This window comes from Pseudomonas putida (assembly GCF_028682175.1).
In the GTDB taxonomy this organism is placed as follows: domain Bacteria; phylum Pseudomonadota; class Gammaproteobacteria; order Pseudomonadales; family Pseudomonadaceae; genus Aquipseudomonas; species Aquipseudomonas putida_AD.
The window spans coordinates 1-17,639 of record NZ_JANHKS010000008.1; the positions used below are offsets into that span (position 1 = coordinate 1).

Sequence of the window (17,639 nt, forward strand, 5' to 3'; positions counted from 1 at the left end):
GGGCTTTTTTGGTTACTTTTTCAGCTCTTGGAAAAAGTGACCCGCCGTAAGGGCGGAAAGCGCAATCAGCACCACCCGAAGAAATGGATATACACACTACTCTCGAGTCACCCAGCGACGCGGAGCGTCGTTCAAGGCATTACCACGCGGAGCGTGGGAACGATCATCAGCGATCATCACCTTAAAGACGCAAATGAATTTATCTCAGTGTCCAGTCAACCGCGATTGTGTAACGATGTTTGGCTTAAACGCCCCCCCCCCATCGCCAAGGACAGAACACGGATGCTCGCCGCCCTCAGACACTACCCCGCCTCGGTCCAGTTGCTGCTGTCCTCGTCCCTGTTCCTGACGCTCGGCCGCGCGATCACCCTGCCGTACCTGGTGATCTACCTGTCATCGAACTTCACCCTCAGCATCAGCGACATCGGCATGATCGTCGGCAGCGCCCTGATCGTAGGTTCCTTGCTGAGCCTCTACGGCGGCTACCTCACCGACAAACTGTCGAGCTACAAGCTGATCCTGTGCTTCACCGGCTTCTTCTTCGTCGGCTTCGTCGGCATGTGCGTCACCGGGCAGCTGTGGCTGTTCTTCCTGTTCCTGGTCTCGTTCAACTTCGCCTATTCGGTGATCGACATCGTGGTCAAGGCGGCCTTCGGCAAGCTTCTGCCGGTGGAAGAGCAGAGCAAGGTGTTCTCGGTGCGCTACACCCTCATCAACATCGGCTATGCAGTCGGCCCGTTCATTGGAGCGGGGCTGGCCCACTGGAACATGAAGCTGCCGTTCGTGATGTCGGCGGTGCTGGGGCTGGGCTACTTCCTGGTCTATTCGATCTATGGCGATCGCAAGCTCAGTTCGGCCGATCCTGCCAACGCGCCGGTGTCGTTCCTGGCGGTCGGGCGGATCCTGCTCAAGGACTATCGCCTGGTCTGCTTCACCATTGGCGGTGTGCTCAGTGCCGTGGTGTTCGGTCAGTTCACTGCGTACCTGTCGCAATTTCTGGTGACCACCCACACCGCCGAGTTCGCCTACCAGGTCATCAGCACCGTGGTGGCGGTCAATGCGGCGGTGGTGATCTGCCTGCAATACCTGGTCGGCAAGCACATCAGCCATCAGTACCTGAACCAGTGGCTGACCGCAGGTTTCAGCCTGTTCCTGATGGGGGTGGTGGGCTTTGCCATGTCCACCAGCGTGCTGCACTGGGGCATTGCGATTGCAATCTTCACCCTCGGCGAGATCATCGTGTTCCCCGCCGAATACATGTTCATCGACCGCATCGCCCCGACCCACCTGCGCGGCATGTACTACGGCGCGCAGAACCTGTCTAACCTCGGCGGTGCGCTGGGCCCGGTGCTGTGCGGTTTCGCGCTGGCGACGCAGCCACCGGCGTTCATGTTCTATATGCTGGCGGGCTTTATCGTGGGCGGCGGCTGCTTCTACCTGCTGGGCGCGTCCTATTCCAGGCGCCACGATCAACAAACCCGGTAACGTTTTGCGATGACGCACCTTTCACCTCTGGATGCCTGGCAGCAGGCGGTCGATACACAGGGTTTTCAGCCGGACGAGGCCCAGCGCAAGGCGGCGTTGCAACTGCAGGAATGCTGGAGCGCGGTGCGCGCCGGGCGCTCCCATGGCGTGCCCAAGGGCGTTTACCTGTGGGGGCCGGTGGGGCGGGGCAAGACCTGGCTCATGGATCGCTTCTTCGAGGGCCTGCAGATTCCGGCCCGGCGCCAGCATTTCCATCACTTCATGCGTTGGGTGCATCAGCGCCTGTTTCAATTGACGGGCGTTGCCAAGCCACTTGAAGTGCTGGCCCATGAACTGGCCCAGGAAGTGCGGGTGCTGTGCTTCGACGAGCTGTTCGTCAACGACATCGGCGATGCGGTGATCCTCGGCGGCCTGTTGCGGGCCATGTTCGAGGAGGGCGTGGTACTGGTCTGTACGTCCAATCAACTGCCCGAGCAGCTGTATTCCACCGGGCACAACCGCGAGCGGTTCATTCCGGCGATCACCGCGATCAATCACTACATGAACGTGGTGTCGGTGGACGGCGGCGAAGACCATCGCCTGCATCCGGGGCAGGCCGAGCAGCGCTATTGGGTCACCCAGGAGAAAGGGCCGAGCGCGCTGGTCGAGGTGTTCGAGACCTTGAGCAGTGGCGAGTCGGTTTCGATCCAGCCGGTGCCGGTGGGGCGCCGTCATTTGCCGGTGGTGCGATGCAGCAAGACGGTGCTCTGGTGCCGCTATGCAGACATTTGCGAGCAGCCGCTGGCGGCCATGGATTTCATCGAACTGTGCGATCGCTACAAGGCCGTGCTCTTGAGTGAAGTGCCCGCCTTGAGCGCGCCCCAACGTGAAGGGCGCATTGCCCGGGGCACGGAGGATGGCGTGGAGCAGGTGACGGCAGGCGATCGCGAACTGCCGCAGTTGTCACCCTACGATGACGGCGTGCGGCGATTCATTGCGCTGGTGGACGAGTGCTACGACCGCAAGGTGCCGCTGTACGTCGAAGCGGCCATGCCGATGCACGACCTGTACACCGAGGGCTACCTGGCCTTCGCCTTCCGCCGGACCTTGAGCCGGTTGCAGGAGATGCAACTGGCGCGGTTCGGGCATTGATAAAGCCGCCCCGCGTTCCGTAGCAGTCCGGCTTGCCGGCGTCGGGGCCCTCAAGATCGCTGACGCCGGCAAGCCGGACTGCTACGGGACCGAGGCGTTCGATCCATAGCAGCACGGTTCGCCGGCGGGGACGTACGCAAGATCGCCGCCTCAGGCCTGGCTTCTACGCCGATGCCGCAACACATGCTTGGCGCCTTCGATCACCAGCACCACCACCGCCAGCCAGATCGGCAGGTAGGTCATCCATTCCTCACGCTGGATGGATTCCCCCAGCGCCAGGGCGACGAACACCAGCAGCACAGGCTCCACGTAGCTCAGCAAGCCGAACACGCTGAACGCCAACAGGCGGCTGGCGAAGATGTAGCTGATCAGGGCCGAAGCGCTGATGACCCCCAGGATCGGAATCAACACATACAGGCGCGGCGATTGCTCCACCACCGATGGGTTGCCCTTGCAGATGAAGGTGATCGCCACCGGCAGGATCAATACCATGTCCCACCACAGGCCGCCCAGGTTGTCGGTCTTGAGCTTGCGCCGCAGGACGAAATACATCGGGTAACCCACGCACACCACCAGCACTTCCCAGGAAAAACTGCCCAGGCGCAGCAGCTCGTTGCCCACCCCGACAATGGCGCAACAGGCTGCGATCTTTTGCAGGTGCGACAAGTGCTCGCCGTAGACCAGCCGACCGGTGAGGATCATGGTCAGGGGCAGCAGGAAATACCCCAGCGACACATCCAGGCTGCGCCCGTGCAGCGGCGCCCACATGAACAGCCACAATTGCACGCCCATGAGAAACGCCGACAGCGCCATGACCAGCAGCAGCGCCGGGTTCTGGCGAATGCGGTTGGCCTGGGCGCGCGCCAGTTTCCAGTCGCCGCTCCAGAGCATGAAGATCGTCACACAGGGCAGGGTCAGCAACATCCGCCAACCGAAGATTTCCTCACCGCTGAGCGGTTTCAGCAATGAGGTGTAGAAGTACATGACCGCGAAGAGGCAGGAGGCCATGACCGATAACGCAACACCCTTGTACACAGGGGCTCCTTTTCTGATTTCAATGAAGGCTTCCGGTGCCTTGCTCTGATGGCTGGCTTGCGTGAAGTGGCGCGCAGTTTAGCCGAAGGTGCCGGTGGCGATGGTCTGCAATCTGGTAAACGTCGCTTCTGATGGCAGTAAACGACGCCTCTTTGGCAGAGAACGAAACCGCGCGCCGATTGAGCGCGAAAGCCGCCGGCCTCAGACTTTTCCTCAACGCGCCAACACCGGCGCGGCCCTTTGAGGAGCATCGCCATGACCCAAGAAATCGCCGGTATCAAGATCCCCGACAGCGCCCTGGCCCGCGCCACCACCGAGTACATCCGCGAGCAGGAAACCGACCTCTTGTTCAATCACTCCCGTCGCGTGTTCCTGTGGGGCGCCCTGACCGGCGAGCGCAAGGGTCTGAAATACGACGCCGAGCAGCTGTATGTCGGCGCGATGTTCCATGACCTGGGCCTGATGGAACAACACAGCAGCCCCGACCTGCGTTTCGAAGTCGACAGCGCCAATGCTGCCCGCGCCTTCGCCAAACCGTTCGGCCTTTCCGAAGGCGATCTGGAGCAAGTCTGGTTGTCCATCGCACTGCACACCACGCCGGGCGTGCCGGAGCACCTGCGCCCGAACGTGGCCCTGGTGACCGCAGGGGTGGAAATGGACGTGCTGGGCATCCAGTACGATGCGTTCAGCGACCAGCAGCGCGAAGTCGTGACCCATGCCCATCCGCGCGGCGATGAGTTCAAGGAATGCATCCTCTGCGCATTCGCCAACGGTTTCCGCCACAAGCCGGACACCACCTTCGGCACCGTCAACGCTGACGTGCTGGTGGATGAAGATCCGAAGTTCAAGCCGATGAATTTCGTCAACATCATCCGCAGCTCGTCGTGGAAGGCTTGAAGCGTCTGGCGTAGGCGCTACTGAAACACGGCTTTTCTGTAGGAGTGAGCTTGCTCGCGATAGCGGTGGGGCAGTGACCCCTGCATTGTCTGAATGACCGCGATCGCGAGCAAGCTCACTCCTACATTGGTTGTGGTGTTCGGTGGGTCTGAGGCATCTGTGAGGCGAAATCCTCAAATAACCCTCCTTCGACATCACGCCAACCCCTGTTAGGCTCATGGCTGGTCGGCCCATGAAGGGCTGGCGTCGTTGCCAAGGGAGCCTGCATGACCTCCATCAGTACCGCCGCGCCCACCGTTCCGGGGCGGCTGGAACAGTTTTCCACCCGGGTTGCGTTCTTCATCACCGGGTTCAGCATCTCCGCATGGGCGCCGCTGGTGCCCTATGCCAGGGATCGCCTCGGGCTGGACGACGCAGGCCTGGGCCTGTTGCTGCTGTGCCTGGGCATCGGCTCGATTGTGTCCATGCCCGTGGCCGGTGCCCTGACTGTGCGCTACGGCTGTCGGCGCATCATCCTGACGGTCGGCAGCATCGCCTGCCTGTGCCTGCCGTTGCTCGCCACCCTGACCCAGATACCGCTGATGGTCGCGACCCTGTTCATCTATGGCGCCAGTATGGGCGCGCTGGGGTGCGTGACCAACATCCAGGCGATCATTGTCGAGCGCGCCAGCGGCAGGACCATGATGTCGGGCTTTCACGGGCTGTTCAGTTGCGGCGGCATCGTCGGTGCGGCGGGTGTGTCGGCGCTGTTGAGCCTGGGCGTGTGGCCATGGCTGAGCATGACCCTGGTGGCGCTGTTCATCCTCCTGGCCATGTACAAGGCCGGCCCCAACCTGCTGGGATACGGCAGCGAAGCGGGCGGGCCAGCGTTCGCGATTCCCCACGGCGTGGTGCTGTTCATTGGGCTGATGTGCTTCACCGTGTTTCTCACCGAAGGCGCGATGCTCGACTGGAGCGCGGTGTTCCTCAGCACCCAGCGCGGCGTTGAACCCTCCTATGCCGGGTTCGGCTACGCCGTCTTTGCGTTGGCGATGGCCATCGGCCGGTTGTGCGGCGACCCCATCGTGCGGCGCCTGGGCGTGCACCGGATCATCCTGTTCGGCGGCTTGTGCGCAGCAGTCGGCATGGCCGTGGCTACCCTGGTCGAGCACTGGCAGGCGGCGCTGGTGGGATACGCGCTGGTGGGGCTGGGCTGCTCCAACATCGTCCCGGTGTTCTACAGCGCGGTCGGGCGGCAGAAGACCATGCCGGAGAATGTCGCGGTCCCGGCCATTACCACCCTGGGCTATATCGGCATCCTGATGGGCCCGGCGGGGATCGGCTTCGTCGCCCACCTCAGCAGCCTCGGCGCGGCGTTTCTGATTATCGCGCTGATGCTGCTGGGTGTGGCGCTCAGTGGTCGCTACCTGAAGGTGTGAGGCTCAGAGCGGGCGCGCCGTGCCCGACACGCGAATCGAACTGCCGGGCACGTCGCTGAACGTGGCGTGAATCCGCGAGCGGCTGCCCATGTCCTCGCCCTGCACGATGTCGATGGCGCCACCGTGATTCCAGCGAATGTCGCGCAGATAGCCGGCGAACGCTGCAGATGCTGCCCCGGTGGCCGGGTCCTCGTAGACGCCACCAAAGGCGAACGGGTTGCGGGTGTGGAACAGGCGAGGGCTTTCGGCGAACACCAAAAGGATAGTCACCAGGCCTTCGCGCACCATCAGCTCACGGCCGCTGGCGAAGTCATAGCGCATGTTTTTCAGGGTGTCGCGACGGTTCAGCGCCAGCACCAGATGCTGCGCGCCGCCATTGATAAGGGCAGGGGGGATGCGCAGGTCGATGTCTTCGGCCTGCAGGTCGAACAGAGCCATGGCCGCACTCAACAGCTCACGGCGGACCGGCTGGCTGTGGGTGGGCGGCGATTGCAGCGCGGCGGAGGTCAGCGTGCCTTGCTTGTGGCCTTCGACACTGATTCGCGCCTGGTTCAGTTGCAGTTCGTACAGGCCTTCGCCATAGCGGCCGGCCAATGCCGCACCCAGCGCAATGGTCGCGTGGCCGCAGAACGGCACCTCGGCTTCGGGGGAGAAATAGCGCACGCGCCAGGCATCGCCCTCGGGCACCGCAAACGCGGTTTCCGAATAGCCAACCTCGGCGGCGACCGCCTGCATCGTGGCGTCATCGGGGAGGATTTCGCCAATCCACACGCCGGCCGGGTTGCCGCCTTGATCAGCGTCGGAAAACGCCGCGAGTCTGAGGATGTCCAGTGCCATGTTCGAAGGATCCTTGCGCCTTGGGGAAGTTGTGCAAGTCTCGTTCAATCAGGGCACCGGATACCAACCAAAAGTGCTTATGCGTGGGATTCGCCGGGTTGATGCTCAGGCGCAAAACCGCTCCCGACGGCAAGCCGTGCTGCTACAGGGTATTACCGGGTGATGCTCAGGCCGGGATCATCGCGAAACCGACACCGAAGCGGTTCCAGGCGTTGATGGTGGCGATGGCCAGGGTGATGTTGGCCACATCGGCTTCGCTGTAGTGCGCAAGCAACGCTTCGTATTGATCCTGCGGCGCGTGGTGGATCGACAGCTGGGTCAGGCTTTCGACCCAGGCCAGCACGGCCTTTTCCTTGTCGCTGAAGAAAGTGGTTTCGGCCCATACGCTCAGGGTCTGCAGACGGGCTTCGGTTTCGCCAGCCTTGCGCGCATCGTTGGCGTGCATGTTCACGCAGTAGGCGCAGCCGTTGATCTGCGAAGCGCGCAGGCGGATCAGCTCCAGCAGCGAGTTATCCAGGCCGGACTTGGCCAGTGCGGTTTCGAGACCGACCATGGCTTTGTAGGCTTCAGGGGATTTCTGGGCCCAGGAAATGCGCTTGTTCATGTGGTTGTGCTCCGTAGCAGAAGTGGGAAAGTTCGTTGCGAGTGGCCCTACATTACGCTTGAGGTCGCAGGGACCGAATAGCCAATGGAACGGGATATTCGCAGACCAATTGCACGGGTCTGCAGTGATTGGTCTCCTGTCAGCGATCACGCTTCATGAACGCCGGCGACACGCTTTGCGTCTTGCCCCGCAAGCCCAGCGCTCTAGCATGTGAGCCATTCATCACAAGGAGTCATCCATGTTTGCCGGATTCCAGAAAGACCAGCGCCAGGTCAACGGCGTGCAGATCGCCTACCGCATCGGCGGCAGCGGGCCGGGCCTGTTGCTGTTGCATGGTCACCCGCAGACCCACGTCATCTGGCACAAGATCGCCGAACACCTGAGCCAGCATTTCACGGTGGTCGCCGCCGACCTGCGCGGCTACGGCGACAGCAGCAAGCCGCCCGCCAGCGAGGATCATTCCAGCTACAGCAAGCGGGAAATGGGCCGCGACATGGTCGAGTTGATGCGCGAGCTGGGCTTGTCGACGTTCTCGATCCTGGCCCATGACCGTGGTGCCCGGGTGGCCCACCGTCTGGCGCTGGATCATCCCCAGGTCGTGACGCGCATGGCGTTGCTCGACATCGCGCCGACCCTGGCGATGTACAGCCAGACCACCGAAGCCTTCGCCCGGGCCTACTGGCACTGGTTCTTCCTGATCCGCCCGGCGCCGCTGCCGGAAATGCTGTTGCAGGCAGATCCCGAGCAATACCTGCGCAGCGTCATGGGCAGCCGCAGCGCGGGACTGGCGCCGTTCACCGACGAAGCCTTCGCCGAGTATCTGCGCTGCCTGAGGCTGCCGGGCGCGGCACGCGGGGTGTGCGAGGATTACCGCGCCAGCGCCGGCATCGACCTGGAACATGACCGGGCTGACATCGCGGCGGGTAATCACCTGACCTTGCCGTTGCTGGTGTTGTGGGGCGGCGAGGGGACAGTGGGCAAATGCTTCGAGCCGCTCAAGGAGTGGCAGCAGGTCGCCACCGACGTGCGTGGCAAGGCGCTGCCGGGCGGGCATTACCTGGCGGAGGAAATTCCGCAAGAGTTGTTGGCCGAGGTGATGCCATTTTTGACTTAAACACGCCGCCACCACTACTGGTACTCCCACCGCTGCCCCTGTAGGAGTGAGCTTGCTCGCGATGGCGGAGTGTCTGTCACAGCACCATCGTCTGACTGGACACCATCGCGAGCAAGCTCACTCCTACAGGATGTGTTTCGTCAAGCAGAGGGTGTCTCGTCAGGCGCGAGAGCGGGTCAGTCGCCGGGCATCGCGGCGTGCCACCAGTTTCTCGCGCACCTTGTCGTACGCCATGTTGAACAGCATCGTGTACGGCAGGAACAACAGCAACAGACCGATATCCAGCAGGAACGCTTCCCACAGGCTGATCGACAGCCACCAGGCGGCCAGTGGCACCACGGCGACGATCAGCCCGGTTTCGAAGCTGATCGCGTGCAGCGCCCGGACCTTGAGGGTCATGGCAAACCCGAGCCTGGCGCGCAGCCGGTCGAAGCCTGCGTTGAACAGCATGTTCCAGAGCATGGCGACGGTGGAAATCATCACCGTCATCGCCCCCATCTTGCCCAGCGACTGGCCGAGCACCCAGGCAAGGCCCGGCGCGAACAGCACCACGCCGATGAGTTCGAACAGCAGCGCATGAAAAGCGCGCTCCTTGATGGATTTCGCTGGAACGGCCGACTTCGCGGCCTTGTTCTGCGACAGGGTGCTGACTGGCATGACAACTTCACTTTATGGCTGGGCAGGCGTGCATTGTCGTGGGGCAATGGACTAAAGTGAAAATTGTTTCCATCGGATAAACCGATGGATGACTTAGAGTCCTGCCATGAGTTACTCACCCGAGGCTCTTGAAGCCTTCGCCCAGACCATCGCCCTAGGCTCCTTCAGCGCGGCGGCCCGGCGTCTGGGCAAGAGCCAATCGACGGTCAGCGAAGCCATCTCCCGGCTGGAGATCGACCTGGGGGTCGAGTTGTTCGACCGCTCCTCCAAACACCCGACCCTGACCGAAGCGGGTAAGGCGTTGCACGGGCGCATCGAGGAAGTGCTGGCCGCGTCCGACAAACTGCGCCGTGCCGCAGGGCAACTGGCCGGGGGCGTGGAGCCACGGCTGACGCTGGTGCTCTCGGATGCCAACCAGTTCGCCGAATTCGAGGCGCGCATGGCCGAGCTTGACCAGCGCTTCCCCGAACTTGAACTCGAATGCGTGTTTGCCGAGCATGGCGATGCCATCAACCTGATCCAGACCGGGCGTGCCTCGTTGGGGCTGCTGTCGGCCCAGGCCAGCTACCCGCCGGAAGTGGGCCACGCGACCATCGCCGAGCGTGCCGATTTCGGCCTGTTCGTGTCCCACAAGCACCCGCTGGCGGCCGAGAGCGCTGTCGATTATCGCAAGCTGGCCGAACATCGCGCGCTGCGGCTGAACACCATCATCGATGAAAGCATCCCTACCGATGACTTGCCCAGCGGTGCGCGGCGCACCTGGTCGGCGCCCAACTATCTGTTGCTGATGGACATGGCGATCTTCGGCTTCGGCTGGTCGGCCCTGCCGCGCTGGCTGGTGCGCGGGTACGCCCAGGGGCGGCTCAAGGAGTTGCAGGTTCCGGGCTGGCCGCGCAGTTCGGCGGTGGATGTGATCTGGTCGCGACAGAAAAGCCTGGGGCCTGCGGGGGCGTGGTTGCTGGATACGTTGCTGGAGGGCAGGGGCGGGTATTGAGCCGGCATTTGTACTGACCTTCAGATCGACCCGCCGGCAAGCCGTGCTGCTACGGACCGTGTTGCGCCCCGATCCCGTAGCAGCCGGGCTTGCCCGCGGGGGCGGCCTCAAGGTCGACAATGTCCACCAACCGTGCGACGTTTTACCCTCAACGCAAACGATTGCGACCATCGGTCATCTTCCCGTCTTGAGCCCTGAACCCCTCTATTCCAAGGCTTGCCACCTTCCAAACGATCACCACCGGCGGCTTTTTACCCGGCCATCACCATCCCCCTACAAAAAAGAGGTTGAATAGTCACAGTAAATGTTATTTAAATAACAAAAATAATAACGCCCCCGATGCCTGTCGGAGGCGTGAACAAGGTACGACACACATGAACAAGATCGCGGTCATCGGCAGCAACATGGTGGATTTGATCACCTACATCGACCGGATGCCGGCCCTGGGGGAAACTCTGGAAGCGCCGGATTTCGCCATGGGCTGTGGCGGCAAGGGCGCCAACCAGGCCGTCGCTGCCGCCAAACTGGGCGCCGATGTGCTGATGTTGAGCAAGGTCGGCGACGACATGTTCGCTGACAACACCCTGGCCAACTTCAAGCGCTTCGGCATTGACACCCAGTTCGTGCAGCGCGTGCCTGGCGTTTCCAGCGGCGTCGCGCCTATCTTTGTGCAGAGCGATTCGCACAACAGCATCCTCATCGTCAAAGGCGCCAACGCCCACCTCAAACCCGCTGACATCGACGCCGCTCAAGCCGCCCTGCGCGACTGCAAGCTGATCGTCCTGCAGCTGGAAATCGAACTCGAAACCGTTTACTACGCCATAGATTTTGCGAAAGCCAACGGCATTCCCGTGCTGCTCAACCCGGCACCGGCGGTCAAGGGCCTGAGCCGCGAGCATCTGTCGAAGCTGGACTTCTTCATCCCCAACGAAACCGAACTGGCGCTGGTCACAGGGCGGGTTGTCGATTCGGTGGATTCCGCCCGCGCCGCTGCCTTGCAACTGGTAGAGGACGGCATCCGCCACGTGATCGTGACCCTCGGTGAAAAGGGCGCGCTGTACGTAGGCGAGGAGGGTGAGTTTCGCGTCGAAGGCGTCAAGGTCGACGCGCGCGACACCACCGGCGCAGGCGACGCATTCATCGGCTGCTTCTCCCACCACTGGAGCCAGGACGGCGACATGCGCCGCGCCATGACCCAGGCGGTTGCCTATTCCGCCTGCTCGGTCACGGGGCTGGGCACCCAGAGTTCCTACCCTGACGCTGCCACGTTCGGGCGTTTTCTCGACACGCTGTAAGTCACCCATGAGCCGCCGCGCCCCGACCGGTCAGCACGACCGGCAGGGCGGGGTATTCCCTGCACTTCACGGAGAACAACAATGACAAAGCCCGCGCTCCAACAATCACCGGACGGGTTCTACCTGAACCGCACGCCCTGGTTCGCCTTCATCCTGCTGTGCTGCTGCTTCGCGTTGTGGGCGGCGGCCGCGAGCATGAACGACGTGCTCATCGCGCACTTCAAGAAAGCCTTCCTGCTCAGCGATTTCCAGACGGCGTTCGTGCAGTCCGCGTTCTATCTGGGTTACTTCTTCGTGGCGATTCCGGCGGCGCTGGTCGTACGCAAGTTCAGCTACAAGACCACCATCCTGATCGGCCTGCTGCTGTACATGGTGGGCTGCTCGCTGTTCTTCCCGGCGGCATCCATGGCCAAGTACGGCATGTTCCTGATGGCGCTGTTCGTGATCGCGGCGGGCCTGTCGTTCCTGGAAACCGCCTGCAACACCTACTCGACCCTGATGGGCCCCCGAGAAACCGGCACCCGTCGCCTCAACATCTCCCAGACTTTCCACCCGTTCGGCGCCATGGCCGGGGTCTACGTCGGCAGCTTCGTGATGTTCAAGGACACCGACGCCACCCGCGAACAGTTGACCCAGATGAGCGCCTCCGAAGCAGCGATCCAGCAACTGGACATGATCCAGTCGACCCTGCTGCCGTACAAATGGATGATCGCGGTGCTGATCCTGATGTTCGTGCTGATCGCCTTCACCAAGTTCCCGGCGTGCAAGGGCAATATCAAGGAAAGCGTCAAATCCAGCAGCCTGGGCCAGAGCCTGTCTCGCCTGTGGCGCAACCCGCGATTCACCTTCGGGGTGCTGGCGCAGTTCCTGTACGTCGGCGCGCAAGTGGGCGTGTGGAGTTTCACCATTCGCCTGGCCATGCAGATGGGCGGGATGAACGAGCGCAGCGCCTCCTGGTTCTTGCTGACCACCTTCGCCGCCTACTTCGTCGGCAAGATGATCGCCAACCTGCTGATGCGCAAGATGCACCCGGCCAAGGTGCTGGCAATCTACGGCGTGCTGACTATCGTGCTGCTGGCCTACACCATTCTGGTGCCGAACATCAGCGCCGTGTATGCGGCGGTGGGCGTGAGCATTTTCCTCGGCCCATGCTGGCCGACCATCTACGGCCTGACCATCGACGGTCTGGGCGAAGACACCGGCGTGGGCGGCTCGCTGCTGGTCATGAGCATCGTCGGCGGTGGCGTGATGCCGATCTTCCAGGGCCTGCTCTCCGATGCCACCCACGGCAACATGCAGATCGCCTACAGCGTGCCGCTGCTGTGCTTCGTGGTGATCGTGGCCTATGCGATCAAGTGCATGCGTGACCCGCGAAGTGAAACGGCGCCGGTGGGCGCGGCGGTGACCGCCTCATGAAAACCACGACGATCGCTCTGTACCCGGAGCTGTTCGGCAGCGCCGAAAAGACCCTGCTCGAATCGACGGACTTTCGCGTGCTGGCCTGGACCTACCCCAGTGGCGTGAAGGCCGTGGCGCTGGAGAACAATCGCGGACGTGTGGTGGTGCTGCCTTATCAGGGGCAGATGATCTGGTCGGCGGTGTTCGACGGTTGCGACCTGACCATGCGCAACATGTTCAGCCAGCCCCGTCCAAGCTCGACGGTGATCGGCACCTACGGTTGCTTCATGTTCCACAGCGGCATCCTGCGCAACGGCTGCCCGACGCCTGCGGATGACCATGCGCTGCACGGCGAAATGCCGTGCGCGCCGATGGACAGCGCCTGGCTGGAAGTGGGTGAAGACGCGGCGGGTGCCTTCCTGCGCCTGGGCGGCGAATACGAGTACGTGATGGGCTTTGGCGATCACTACCGCGCTCGTCCCGGCGTGACGCTGCGCGCAGGCTCGGGCCTGTTCGACATCGGCATGGACGTGCAGAACCTTGCGGGCAAGCCCATGGAGCTGATGTACATGGCGCACATGAACTATGCCTACGTCGCTGACGGGCAGTTCGTCGAGCCGATGGGCATCGAGGTGACGCGGGTGCGCAGCAGCGTGCCGGCCCATGTGAAACCGACCCCTGCCTGGTCGGCGTATATCGCCGAGCTGACCGAGGATCCGTCGCGTCTCGACAGGCTGGATTCGCCGCAGTTGTATGACCCGGAGATTGTCTGCTTCTTTGATGGCGTGCAGGCTGATGCCAGGGGCGACGCGCATTTCCTGCTCAAGCATCCGGCAGGGCCTGCGTTCTATACGCGGTACAAGCCTGCGCAGTTCGAGCACGCTGCGCGCTGGATCCTGCACAACGCCGATCAACAGGTGGCCGCCTTCGTGTTGCCTGCCACCTGCGAGCCGGAGGGCTACTTGGCGGAAAAGGCCAAGGGCAACGTGCGGGAACTGGCGGCGGGGCAGAGTGCGTCGTTCAGCGTGACGACGGGGTATCTGTCGGCCGCGGAAGTGCGCCAGCTTGAGGATCTTCCAGGGGTACACGCCCCGTAGCAGCACGGCTTGCCGGCGGGAGCGGTGTGTCTGCCACTGATGTTCTGTCTGACACTCCGCTCCCGCCGGCAAGCCGTGCTGCTACGAGGTGGCGGCTGGAGGGCGTGGATTCATTTCACACCACCAACTGCGCCCCGTACCCCTGAATCAGATCGCGATAAGGCTTGGGCAGTTTCTTGTCGCTGACCACCACATGAAAGTGCTCAAGGGTGGCGAAATGCGCGGTGCGCACGGCGTCGAACTTGGAGTGGTCGGCCAGCAGCATGCAGTGCCGGGCCTGGCGCAGGACCTTCTGCTTGACCTCCACTTCATTGAAGTTGAAGCAGGTCACGCCGAATTCGTCGCTCACCCCGGCGGCGGACACGAAGGCCCAGGTCAGGCGGATGCCGTCCAGGATGCTGGCCTCGCTGTGGTGCTCGAACACCTGGTTCTTGCGGTGGAAAGTGCCGCCACACAGGATCAGCGTGCAGTTGGGTTTGTGCTGCAACTTGAGCAGCACGTTGAGGGAGTTGCACACGGCGGTGAACTCCAGCTCGTCGGGGATGAAATCGATGACGAAGGGCACCGTGGTGCCGCAGTCGAAGAACACCGTGTCGCCGGGCTTGATGAAGGCCGCCGCCAGTTTGCCGATGCGGCGCTTTTCCTCGACATGGCGGGTGCCCTGTTCGGTGACCTTGTAATCGCTGGCTTCCGACGGATCGAAGGCCAGGGTGATGTGCCCGCCCAACAGGTGGAATTTTTCCGGATGACGGCCCAGGTCGCGGCGCAGGGTCATCTCCGAAACGTCCAGCAGGGCCGCCATTTCACGCAGGTGAATGGCCTTCTGGTCCTGCAGGGCTTGCTGGATCAATTTGATGCGGTCGGATTTTTTACTGTCCACAGGCATTCCGGCTGTCGATTGAATTTGGTGTAAAAATAACATTTTATGTTATGTTTGAAACATCTGGTGCGGCGCACACTCTTTTAGCTTAAAGCGTGCCGCTTGTAACGGCTTATCTCCCAGGAATTGCAATGAAGATCGAACCTGCAGCACTCGCACAATACATCGACCATACCCTTCTGGCCGCCGATGCCTCCCGCGAGCAGATCGCCACATTGTGCCGTGAAGCGCTAGAGCATGGATTCTATTCGGTGTGCGTCAACTCGGGCCAGGTGCCCTACGCAGCGTCGCTGCTGACCGACGGCAAGGTCAAGGTCTGTGCCGTGGTCGGTTTCCCGCTGGGCGCGGGCCTGTCCGACACCAAGGCATTCGAAGCGAAGCAAGCGATTGCCGCAGGCGCGGGTGAAATCGACATGGTACTCAACGTCGGTGCCCTGAAAGACGGCCTGCTGGACTTCGTGACCGACGACATTGCCGCCGTCAAACAGGCCTGCGGTACAGTGCCGTTGAAGGTGATCCTGGAAACCTGCCTGCTCGACGACGCACAGAAGGCCAAGGCCTGCGAAATCTGCCGCGAGCTGGACGTGGCCTTCGTCAAGACCTCCACCGGCTTCAGCAAGAGCGGCGCGACCCTGGAAGACGTGACGCTGATGCGCAAGGTGGTCGGCGCCGGTGTAGGCGTCAAGGCCTCCGGCGGCGTGCGCGACTACGCAACCGCCGTGGCCATGATCGAAGCGGGCGCCACGCGCCTGGGCACCAGTTCAGGTATTGCCATCGTCAGTGGTGCGCAGGCGTCGGGCTCGGGTTACTAACCCTTCTTCTCCCCACAGCAGTGGTCTGCGCCTTCCGCATCCTGATATTTATCATGCAGGCGCACCCACTCCATTATCTCTTCTTCGTTGCGGCCTTTCGGCGTCAAGTCCAGATAGTTGTAAGTGCCCACCAGAATGTCCAACCCACGGGCGTAAGCCGAGTAGGTGTGGAAGATCTCCCCCGCCGCATTCTTGTAGAACACGCTCACGCCGGGCATTTCCTCTTCGGCGAAGTCGGTGGTCTCGTAGTTGTACTTCATCTTCTTCGCAGACATTTCGTCAGCGCTGGCTGACACGTGGAAGTCCTCGTTGAAGGACGTGCCTGCCGACGACACCCATTTGAAGTGCCAGCCCATGCGTTGCTTGAACCCCTCGAATTCCGCCAGAGGCGCGTGGGACACCGCCACCAGCGAGATGTCGTGGTTCGCCAGGTGCAGGTTGGCGCCGTCCAGGTGGTCGGACAGGAACGAGCAGCCTTTGCAGCCTTCCTTCCAGCCCTTGGCGAACATGAAGTGATAAACGATCAACTGGCTGTTGTTGCCAAACAGCTCGGCCAGCGTCTGCCGGCCATCGGGCGTGTCGAAGCTGTAGGCTTCGTCGATTTTTACCCAGGGCAGGGCGCGACGGTCGGCGCTGAGCTGATCGCGCTGGTGGGTGAGGGCCTTTTCCCGGGCCAGGTGTTCACGCCGGGCAGACAGCCATTCGGCGCGGGATACGACAGGATGCGAGTCGATGTTGCTCATGATGTTCTCCTTGCACAGGCACATATGGGGCTTTGACACTGGCTAGTCGAACGGCGCTGGGTGAAATCGACAAAGGGCTCCTTTCGGCACTTGGGTATGACCTGCGCCGCCGATCAATGGCAAACTGCCCGGGTACTCGAATTCCCGGACCCCATCGTCTATGCCGCAACTCTCCCTGGCTCATTTCAAGGCTCGCTGGTTTTTCTGGCTGTGCATGGTGCTGATCGTGGTCGGCCTGCCGGTCGGTTGCGCGGCGCTGCAGCACAAGGAGCGTGAGTTGGTGTTCATGATCGAGCCGGGCACCGCCAGCTGGTACCACGGGATTCCTGCGGATGTGCAGGAGCTGGAACTCAGGGCGCCGTCCTTTGGCCTGTCCCAGAACATCCACGCCTGGTGGTGGCCGGGCGAGAAGAAAGACGCGCCCTCGATCCTCTATCTGCACGGTTCGCGCTGGAACCTCACCGGGCAGTTTTTCCGCATCGAGCAACTGCACGTCCTGGGCTTTTCGGTGCTGGCCATCGACTACCGGGGCTTTGGCCAGAGCAAGGGGCAACTGCCTTCAGAAGCGTCTGTGTATGAAGATGCGCGCATCGCCTGGGAGCGTCTGAAACAACTGCAACCCGATCCGCAGAAGCGCCTGATCTATGGGCACTCCCTGGGCGGTGCGGTGGCGGTGGACCTGGCGGCAGAACTGGGGCGCGATGCGCAGAAGGGCGATGAGCCTATTCAGGCGCGCGGATTGATCGTCGAGTCGACCTTTACCAATCTGGCGGACGTCGCGTCCTCGGTCGCCAGCACTCGCACCTCGTTGCCGGTGCGCTGGCTGGTGTCGCAGAAATTCGATTCCATCGACAAGATCGCCGACATTCACATGCCGGTGCTGATCGTTCATGGCACAGCCGACGCATTCGTTTCGCCGCGCTTCAGCCAGCAATTGTTCGACGCGGCGCAAGAGCCGAAGAACCTGTTGATGGTGCCCGGCGGCAACCACAACAACAGCATGAACCTGGGGCGCCAGGCCTACGCCCAGGCAATCCAGGCATTGCTGACGGCCAAGGCACCGGTGGCTCACAGCGCGCAGAGTGCAACGGCCAGACAGCCTGGATAAGCCGCTTCGCTAGGCTGGCCGGCCGCAAGTAAAAACCTGTGGGAGCGGGCTTGCCCGCGAATGGGAAGGTCCCGTGACGCGATGTTGTCTGACCCACCGCTTTCGCGGGCAAGCCCGCTCCCACAGGGTTCTCT

Annotated in this window: 17 protein-coding genes; 11 read left to right on the forward strand and 6 right to left on the reverse strand. The window is 62.4% G+C overall.

The window, feature by feature from the left end:
* Positions 1–282: 282 nt before the first annotated feature.
* Together NPS29_RS07910 and zapE are read left to right on the forward strand one after the other, a co-directional pair.
* A complete protein-coding gene (locus NPS29_RS07910; protein ID WP_274131819.1) occupies positions 283–1,485 on the forward strand; it encodes an MFS transporter in 1,203 nt (400 codons plus the stop codon).
* 9 nt (positions 1,486–1,494) lie between these two features.
* Positions 1,495–2,616, forward strand: a complete 1,122-nt coding sequence (gene zapE / locus NPS29_RS07915; protein ID WP_274131820.1) for a cell division protein ZapE — start codon at positions 1,495–1,497, stop codon at positions 2,614–2,616.
* 150 nt (positions 2,617–2,766) lie between these two features.
* Here the strand turns inward: zapE and rarD are convergent, their stop codons facing one another.
* Positions 2,767–3,651 carry an EamA family transporter RarD gene (gene rarD, locus NPS29_RS07920; RefSeq protein ID WP_274131821.1) on the reverse strand — a complete coding sequence of 295 codons (885 nt, stop codon included), beginning with the start codon at positions 3,649–3,651 and terminating at the stop codon, positions 2,767–2,769.
* Positions 3,652–3,906: 255 nt separating this feature from the next.
* Here rarD and NPS29_RS07925 point away from each other — a divergent pair, with 255 nt between their 5' ends.
* Both NPS29_RS07925 and NPS29_RS07930 read left to right on the forward strand, forming a co-directional pair.
* Positions 3,907–4,548, forward strand: coding sequence for an HD domain-containing protein (locus tag NPS29_RS07925; protein WP_274131822.1), 642 nt, complete (start codon positions 3,907–3,909; stop codon positions 4,546–4,548).
* Between the two features lie 266 nt (positions 4,549–4,814).
* Positions 4,815–5,966: an MFS transporter gene (locus NPS29_RS07930; protein WP_274131823.1), complete on the forward strand. Its 1,152-nt coding sequence runs from the start codon at positions 4,815–4,817 to the stop codon at positions 5,964–5,966.
* A gap of 3 nt (positions 5,967–5,969) precedes the next feature.
* On the opposite strand, the gene NPS29_RS07935 is transcribed toward NPS29_RS07930, so the two are convergent.
* Both NPS29_RS07935 and NPS29_RS07940 read right to left on the reverse strand, forming a co-directional pair.
* Complete coding sequence (locus NPS29_RS07935; protein WP_274131824.1) at positions 5,970–6,803, reverse strand: PhzF family phenazine biosynthesis protein; 834 nt, start codon at positions 6,801–6,803, stop codon at positions 5,970–5,972.
* Between the two features lie 166 nt (positions 6,804–6,969).
* Positions 6,970–7,407 carry a carboxymuconolactone decarboxylase family protein gene (locus NPS29_RS07940; protein WP_274131825.1) on the reverse strand — a complete coding sequence of 146 codons (438 nt, stop codon included), beginning with the start codon at positions 7,405–7,407 and terminating at the stop codon, positions 6,970–6,972.
* Positions 7,408–7,645: 238 nt separating this feature from the next.
* Between NPS29_RS07940 and NPS29_RS07945 the strand changes: the two genes are divergently transcribed.
* A complete protein-coding gene (locus NPS29_RS07945; protein ID WP_274131826.1) occupies positions 7,646–8,521 on the forward strand; it encodes an alpha/beta fold hydrolase in 876 nt (291 codons plus the stop codon).
* A gap of 159 nt (positions 8,522–8,680) precedes the next feature.
* Here the strand turns inward: NPS29_RS07945 and NPS29_RS07950 are convergent, their stop codons facing one another.
* On the reverse strand, positions 8,681–9,178 hold the full coding sequence (locus NPS29_RS07950; RefSeq protein WP_274131827.1) for a multidrug/biocide efflux PACE transporter: 498 nt from the start codon (positions 9,176–9,178) through the stop codon (positions 8,681–8,683).
* A 106-nt stretch (positions 9,179–9,284) separates the two neighbouring features.
* Between NPS29_RS07950 and NPS29_RS07955 the strand changes: the two genes are divergently transcribed.
* From NPS29_RS07955 to NPS29_RS07970, 4 genes are all read left to right on the forward strand, one after another.
* A complete protein-coding gene (locus NPS29_RS07955; RefSeq protein WP_274131828.1) occupies positions 9,285–10,172 on the forward strand; it encodes a LysR family transcriptional regulator in 888 nt (295 codons plus the stop codon).
* Between the two features lie 374 nt (positions 10,173–10,546).
* On the forward strand, positions 10,547–11,467 hold the full coding sequence (gene rbsK, locus NPS29_RS07960; RefSeq protein WP_274131829.1) for a ribokinase: 921 nt from the start codon (positions 10,547–10,549) through the stop codon (positions 11,465–11,467).
* Between the two features lie 81 nt (positions 11,468–11,548).
* Positions 11,549–12,883 carry an L-fucose:H+ symporter permease gene (fucP, locus tag NPS29_RS07965; protein WP_274131830.1) on the forward strand — a complete coding sequence of 445 codons (1,335 nt, stop codon included), beginning with the start codon at positions 11,549–11,551 and terminating at the stop codon, positions 12,881–12,883.
* Positions 12,880–13,962, forward strand: a complete 1,083-nt coding sequence (locus NPS29_RS07970; protein ID WP_274131831.1) for an aldose 1-epimerase family protein — start codon at positions 12,880–12,882, stop codon at positions 13,960–13,962. Before fucP ends, NPS29_RS07970 begins: the two co-directional genes overlap by 4 nt.
* A 115-nt stretch (positions 13,963–14,077) precedes the next feature.
* Here the strand turns inward: NPS29_RS07970 and deoR are convergent, their stop codons facing one another.
* The gene (gene deoR, locus NPS29_RS07975; RefSeq protein WP_274131832.1) at positions 14,078–14,848 is read right to left on the reverse strand and encodes a DNA-binding transcriptional repressor DeoR; all 771 of its coding nucleotides are present in this window, start codon (positions 14,846–14,848) and stop codon (positions 14,078–14,080) included.
* Positions 14,849–14,973: 125 nt separating this feature from the next.
* Here deoR and deoC point away from each other — a divergent pair, with 125 nt between their 5' ends.
* Positions 14,974–15,654, forward strand: coding sequence for a deoxyribose-phosphate aldolase (gene deoC / locus NPS29_RS07980; protein WP_274131833.1), 681 nt, complete (start codon positions 14,974–14,976; stop codon positions 15,652–15,654).
* Here the strand turns inward: deoC and NPS29_RS07985 are convergent.
* On the reverse strand, positions 15,651–16,397 hold the full coding sequence (locus tag NPS29_RS07985) for a DUF899 domain-containing protein (RefSeq protein WP_274131834.1): 747 nt from the start codon (positions 16,395–16,397) through the stop codon (positions 15,651–15,653). The two genes, deoC and NPS29_RS07985, sit on opposite strands and share 4 nt — an antisense overlap.
* 160 nt (positions 16,398–16,557) lie before the next feature.
* Here NPS29_RS07985 and NPS29_RS07990 point away from each other — a divergent pair, with 160 nt between their 5' ends.
* Positions 16,558–17,505, forward strand: a complete 948-nt coding sequence (locus NPS29_RS07990) for an alpha/beta hydrolase (RefSeq protein ID WP_274131835.1) — start codon at positions 16,558–16,560, stop codon at positions 17,503–17,505.
* The last annotated feature ends 134 nt before the right edge of the window (positions 17,506–17,639 follow it).

Excerpts from the sequence above, each read along its gene's own strand:
- NPS29_RS07910 (WP_274131819.1), top strand. The coding sequence starts at position 283 with ATGCTCGCCGCCCTCAGACACTACCCCGCCTCGGTCCAGTTGCTGCTG.
- zapE (WP_274131820.1), top strand. The coding sequence starts at position 1,495 with ATGACGCACCTTTCACCTCTGGATGCCTGGCAGCAGGCGGTCGATACA.
- NPS29_RS07925 (WP_274131822.1), top strand. The coding sequence starts at position 3,907 with ATGACCCAAGAAATCGCCGGTATCAAGATCCCCGACAGCGCCCTGGCC.
- NPS29_RS07930 (WP_274131823.1), top strand. The coding sequence starts at position 4,815 with ATGACCTCCATCAGTACCGCCGCGCCCACCGTTCCGGGGCGGCTGGAA.
- NPS29_RS07935 (WP_274131824.1), bottom strand. The coding sequence starts at position 6,803 with ATGGCACTGGACATCCTCAGACTCGCGGCGTTTTCCGACGCTGATCAA.
- NPS29_RS07940 (WP_274131825.1), bottom strand. The coding sequence starts at position 7,407 with ATGAACAAGCGCATTTCCTGGGCCCAGAAATCCCCTGAAGCCTACAAA.
- NPS29_RS07945 (WP_274131826.1), top strand. The coding sequence starts at position 7,646 with ATGTTTGCCGGATTCCAGAAAGACCAGCGCCAGGTCAACGGCGTGCAG.
- NPS29_RS07950 (WP_274131827.1), bottom strand. The coding sequence starts at position 9,178 with ATGCCAGTCAGCACCCTGTCGCAGAACAAGGCCGCGAAGTCGGCCGTT.
- NPS29_RS07955 (WP_274131828.1), top strand. The coding sequence starts at position 9,285 with ATGAGTTACTCACCCGAGGCTCTTGAAGCCTTCGCCCAGACCATCGCC.
- rbsK (WP_274131829.1), top strand. The coding sequence starts at position 10,547 with ATGAACAAGATCGCGGTCATCGGCAGCAACATGGTGGATTTGATCACC.
- fucP (WP_274131830.1), top strand. The coding sequence starts at position 11,549 with ATGACAAAGCCCGCGCTCCAACAATCACCGGACGGGTTCTACCTGAAC.
- NPS29_RS07970 (WP_274131831.1), top strand. The coding sequence starts at position 12,880 with ATGAAAACCACGACGATCGCTCTGTACCCGGAGCTGTTCGGCAGCGCC.
- deoR (WP_274131832.1), bottom strand. The coding sequence starts at position 14,848 with ATGCCTGTGGACAGTAAAAAATCCGACCGCATCAAATTGATCCAGCAA.
- deoC (WP_274131833.1), top strand. The coding sequence starts at position 14,974 with ATGAAGATCGAACCTGCAGCACTCGCACAATACATCGACCATACCCTT.
- NPS29_RS07985 (WP_274131834.1), bottom strand. The coding sequence starts at position 16,397 with ATGAGCAACATCGACTCGCATCCTGTCGTATCCCGCGCCGAATGGCTG.
- NPS29_RS07990 (WP_274131835.1), top strand. The coding sequence starts at position 16,558 with ATGCCGCAACTCTCCCTGGCTCATTTCAAGGCTCGCTGGTTTTTCTGG.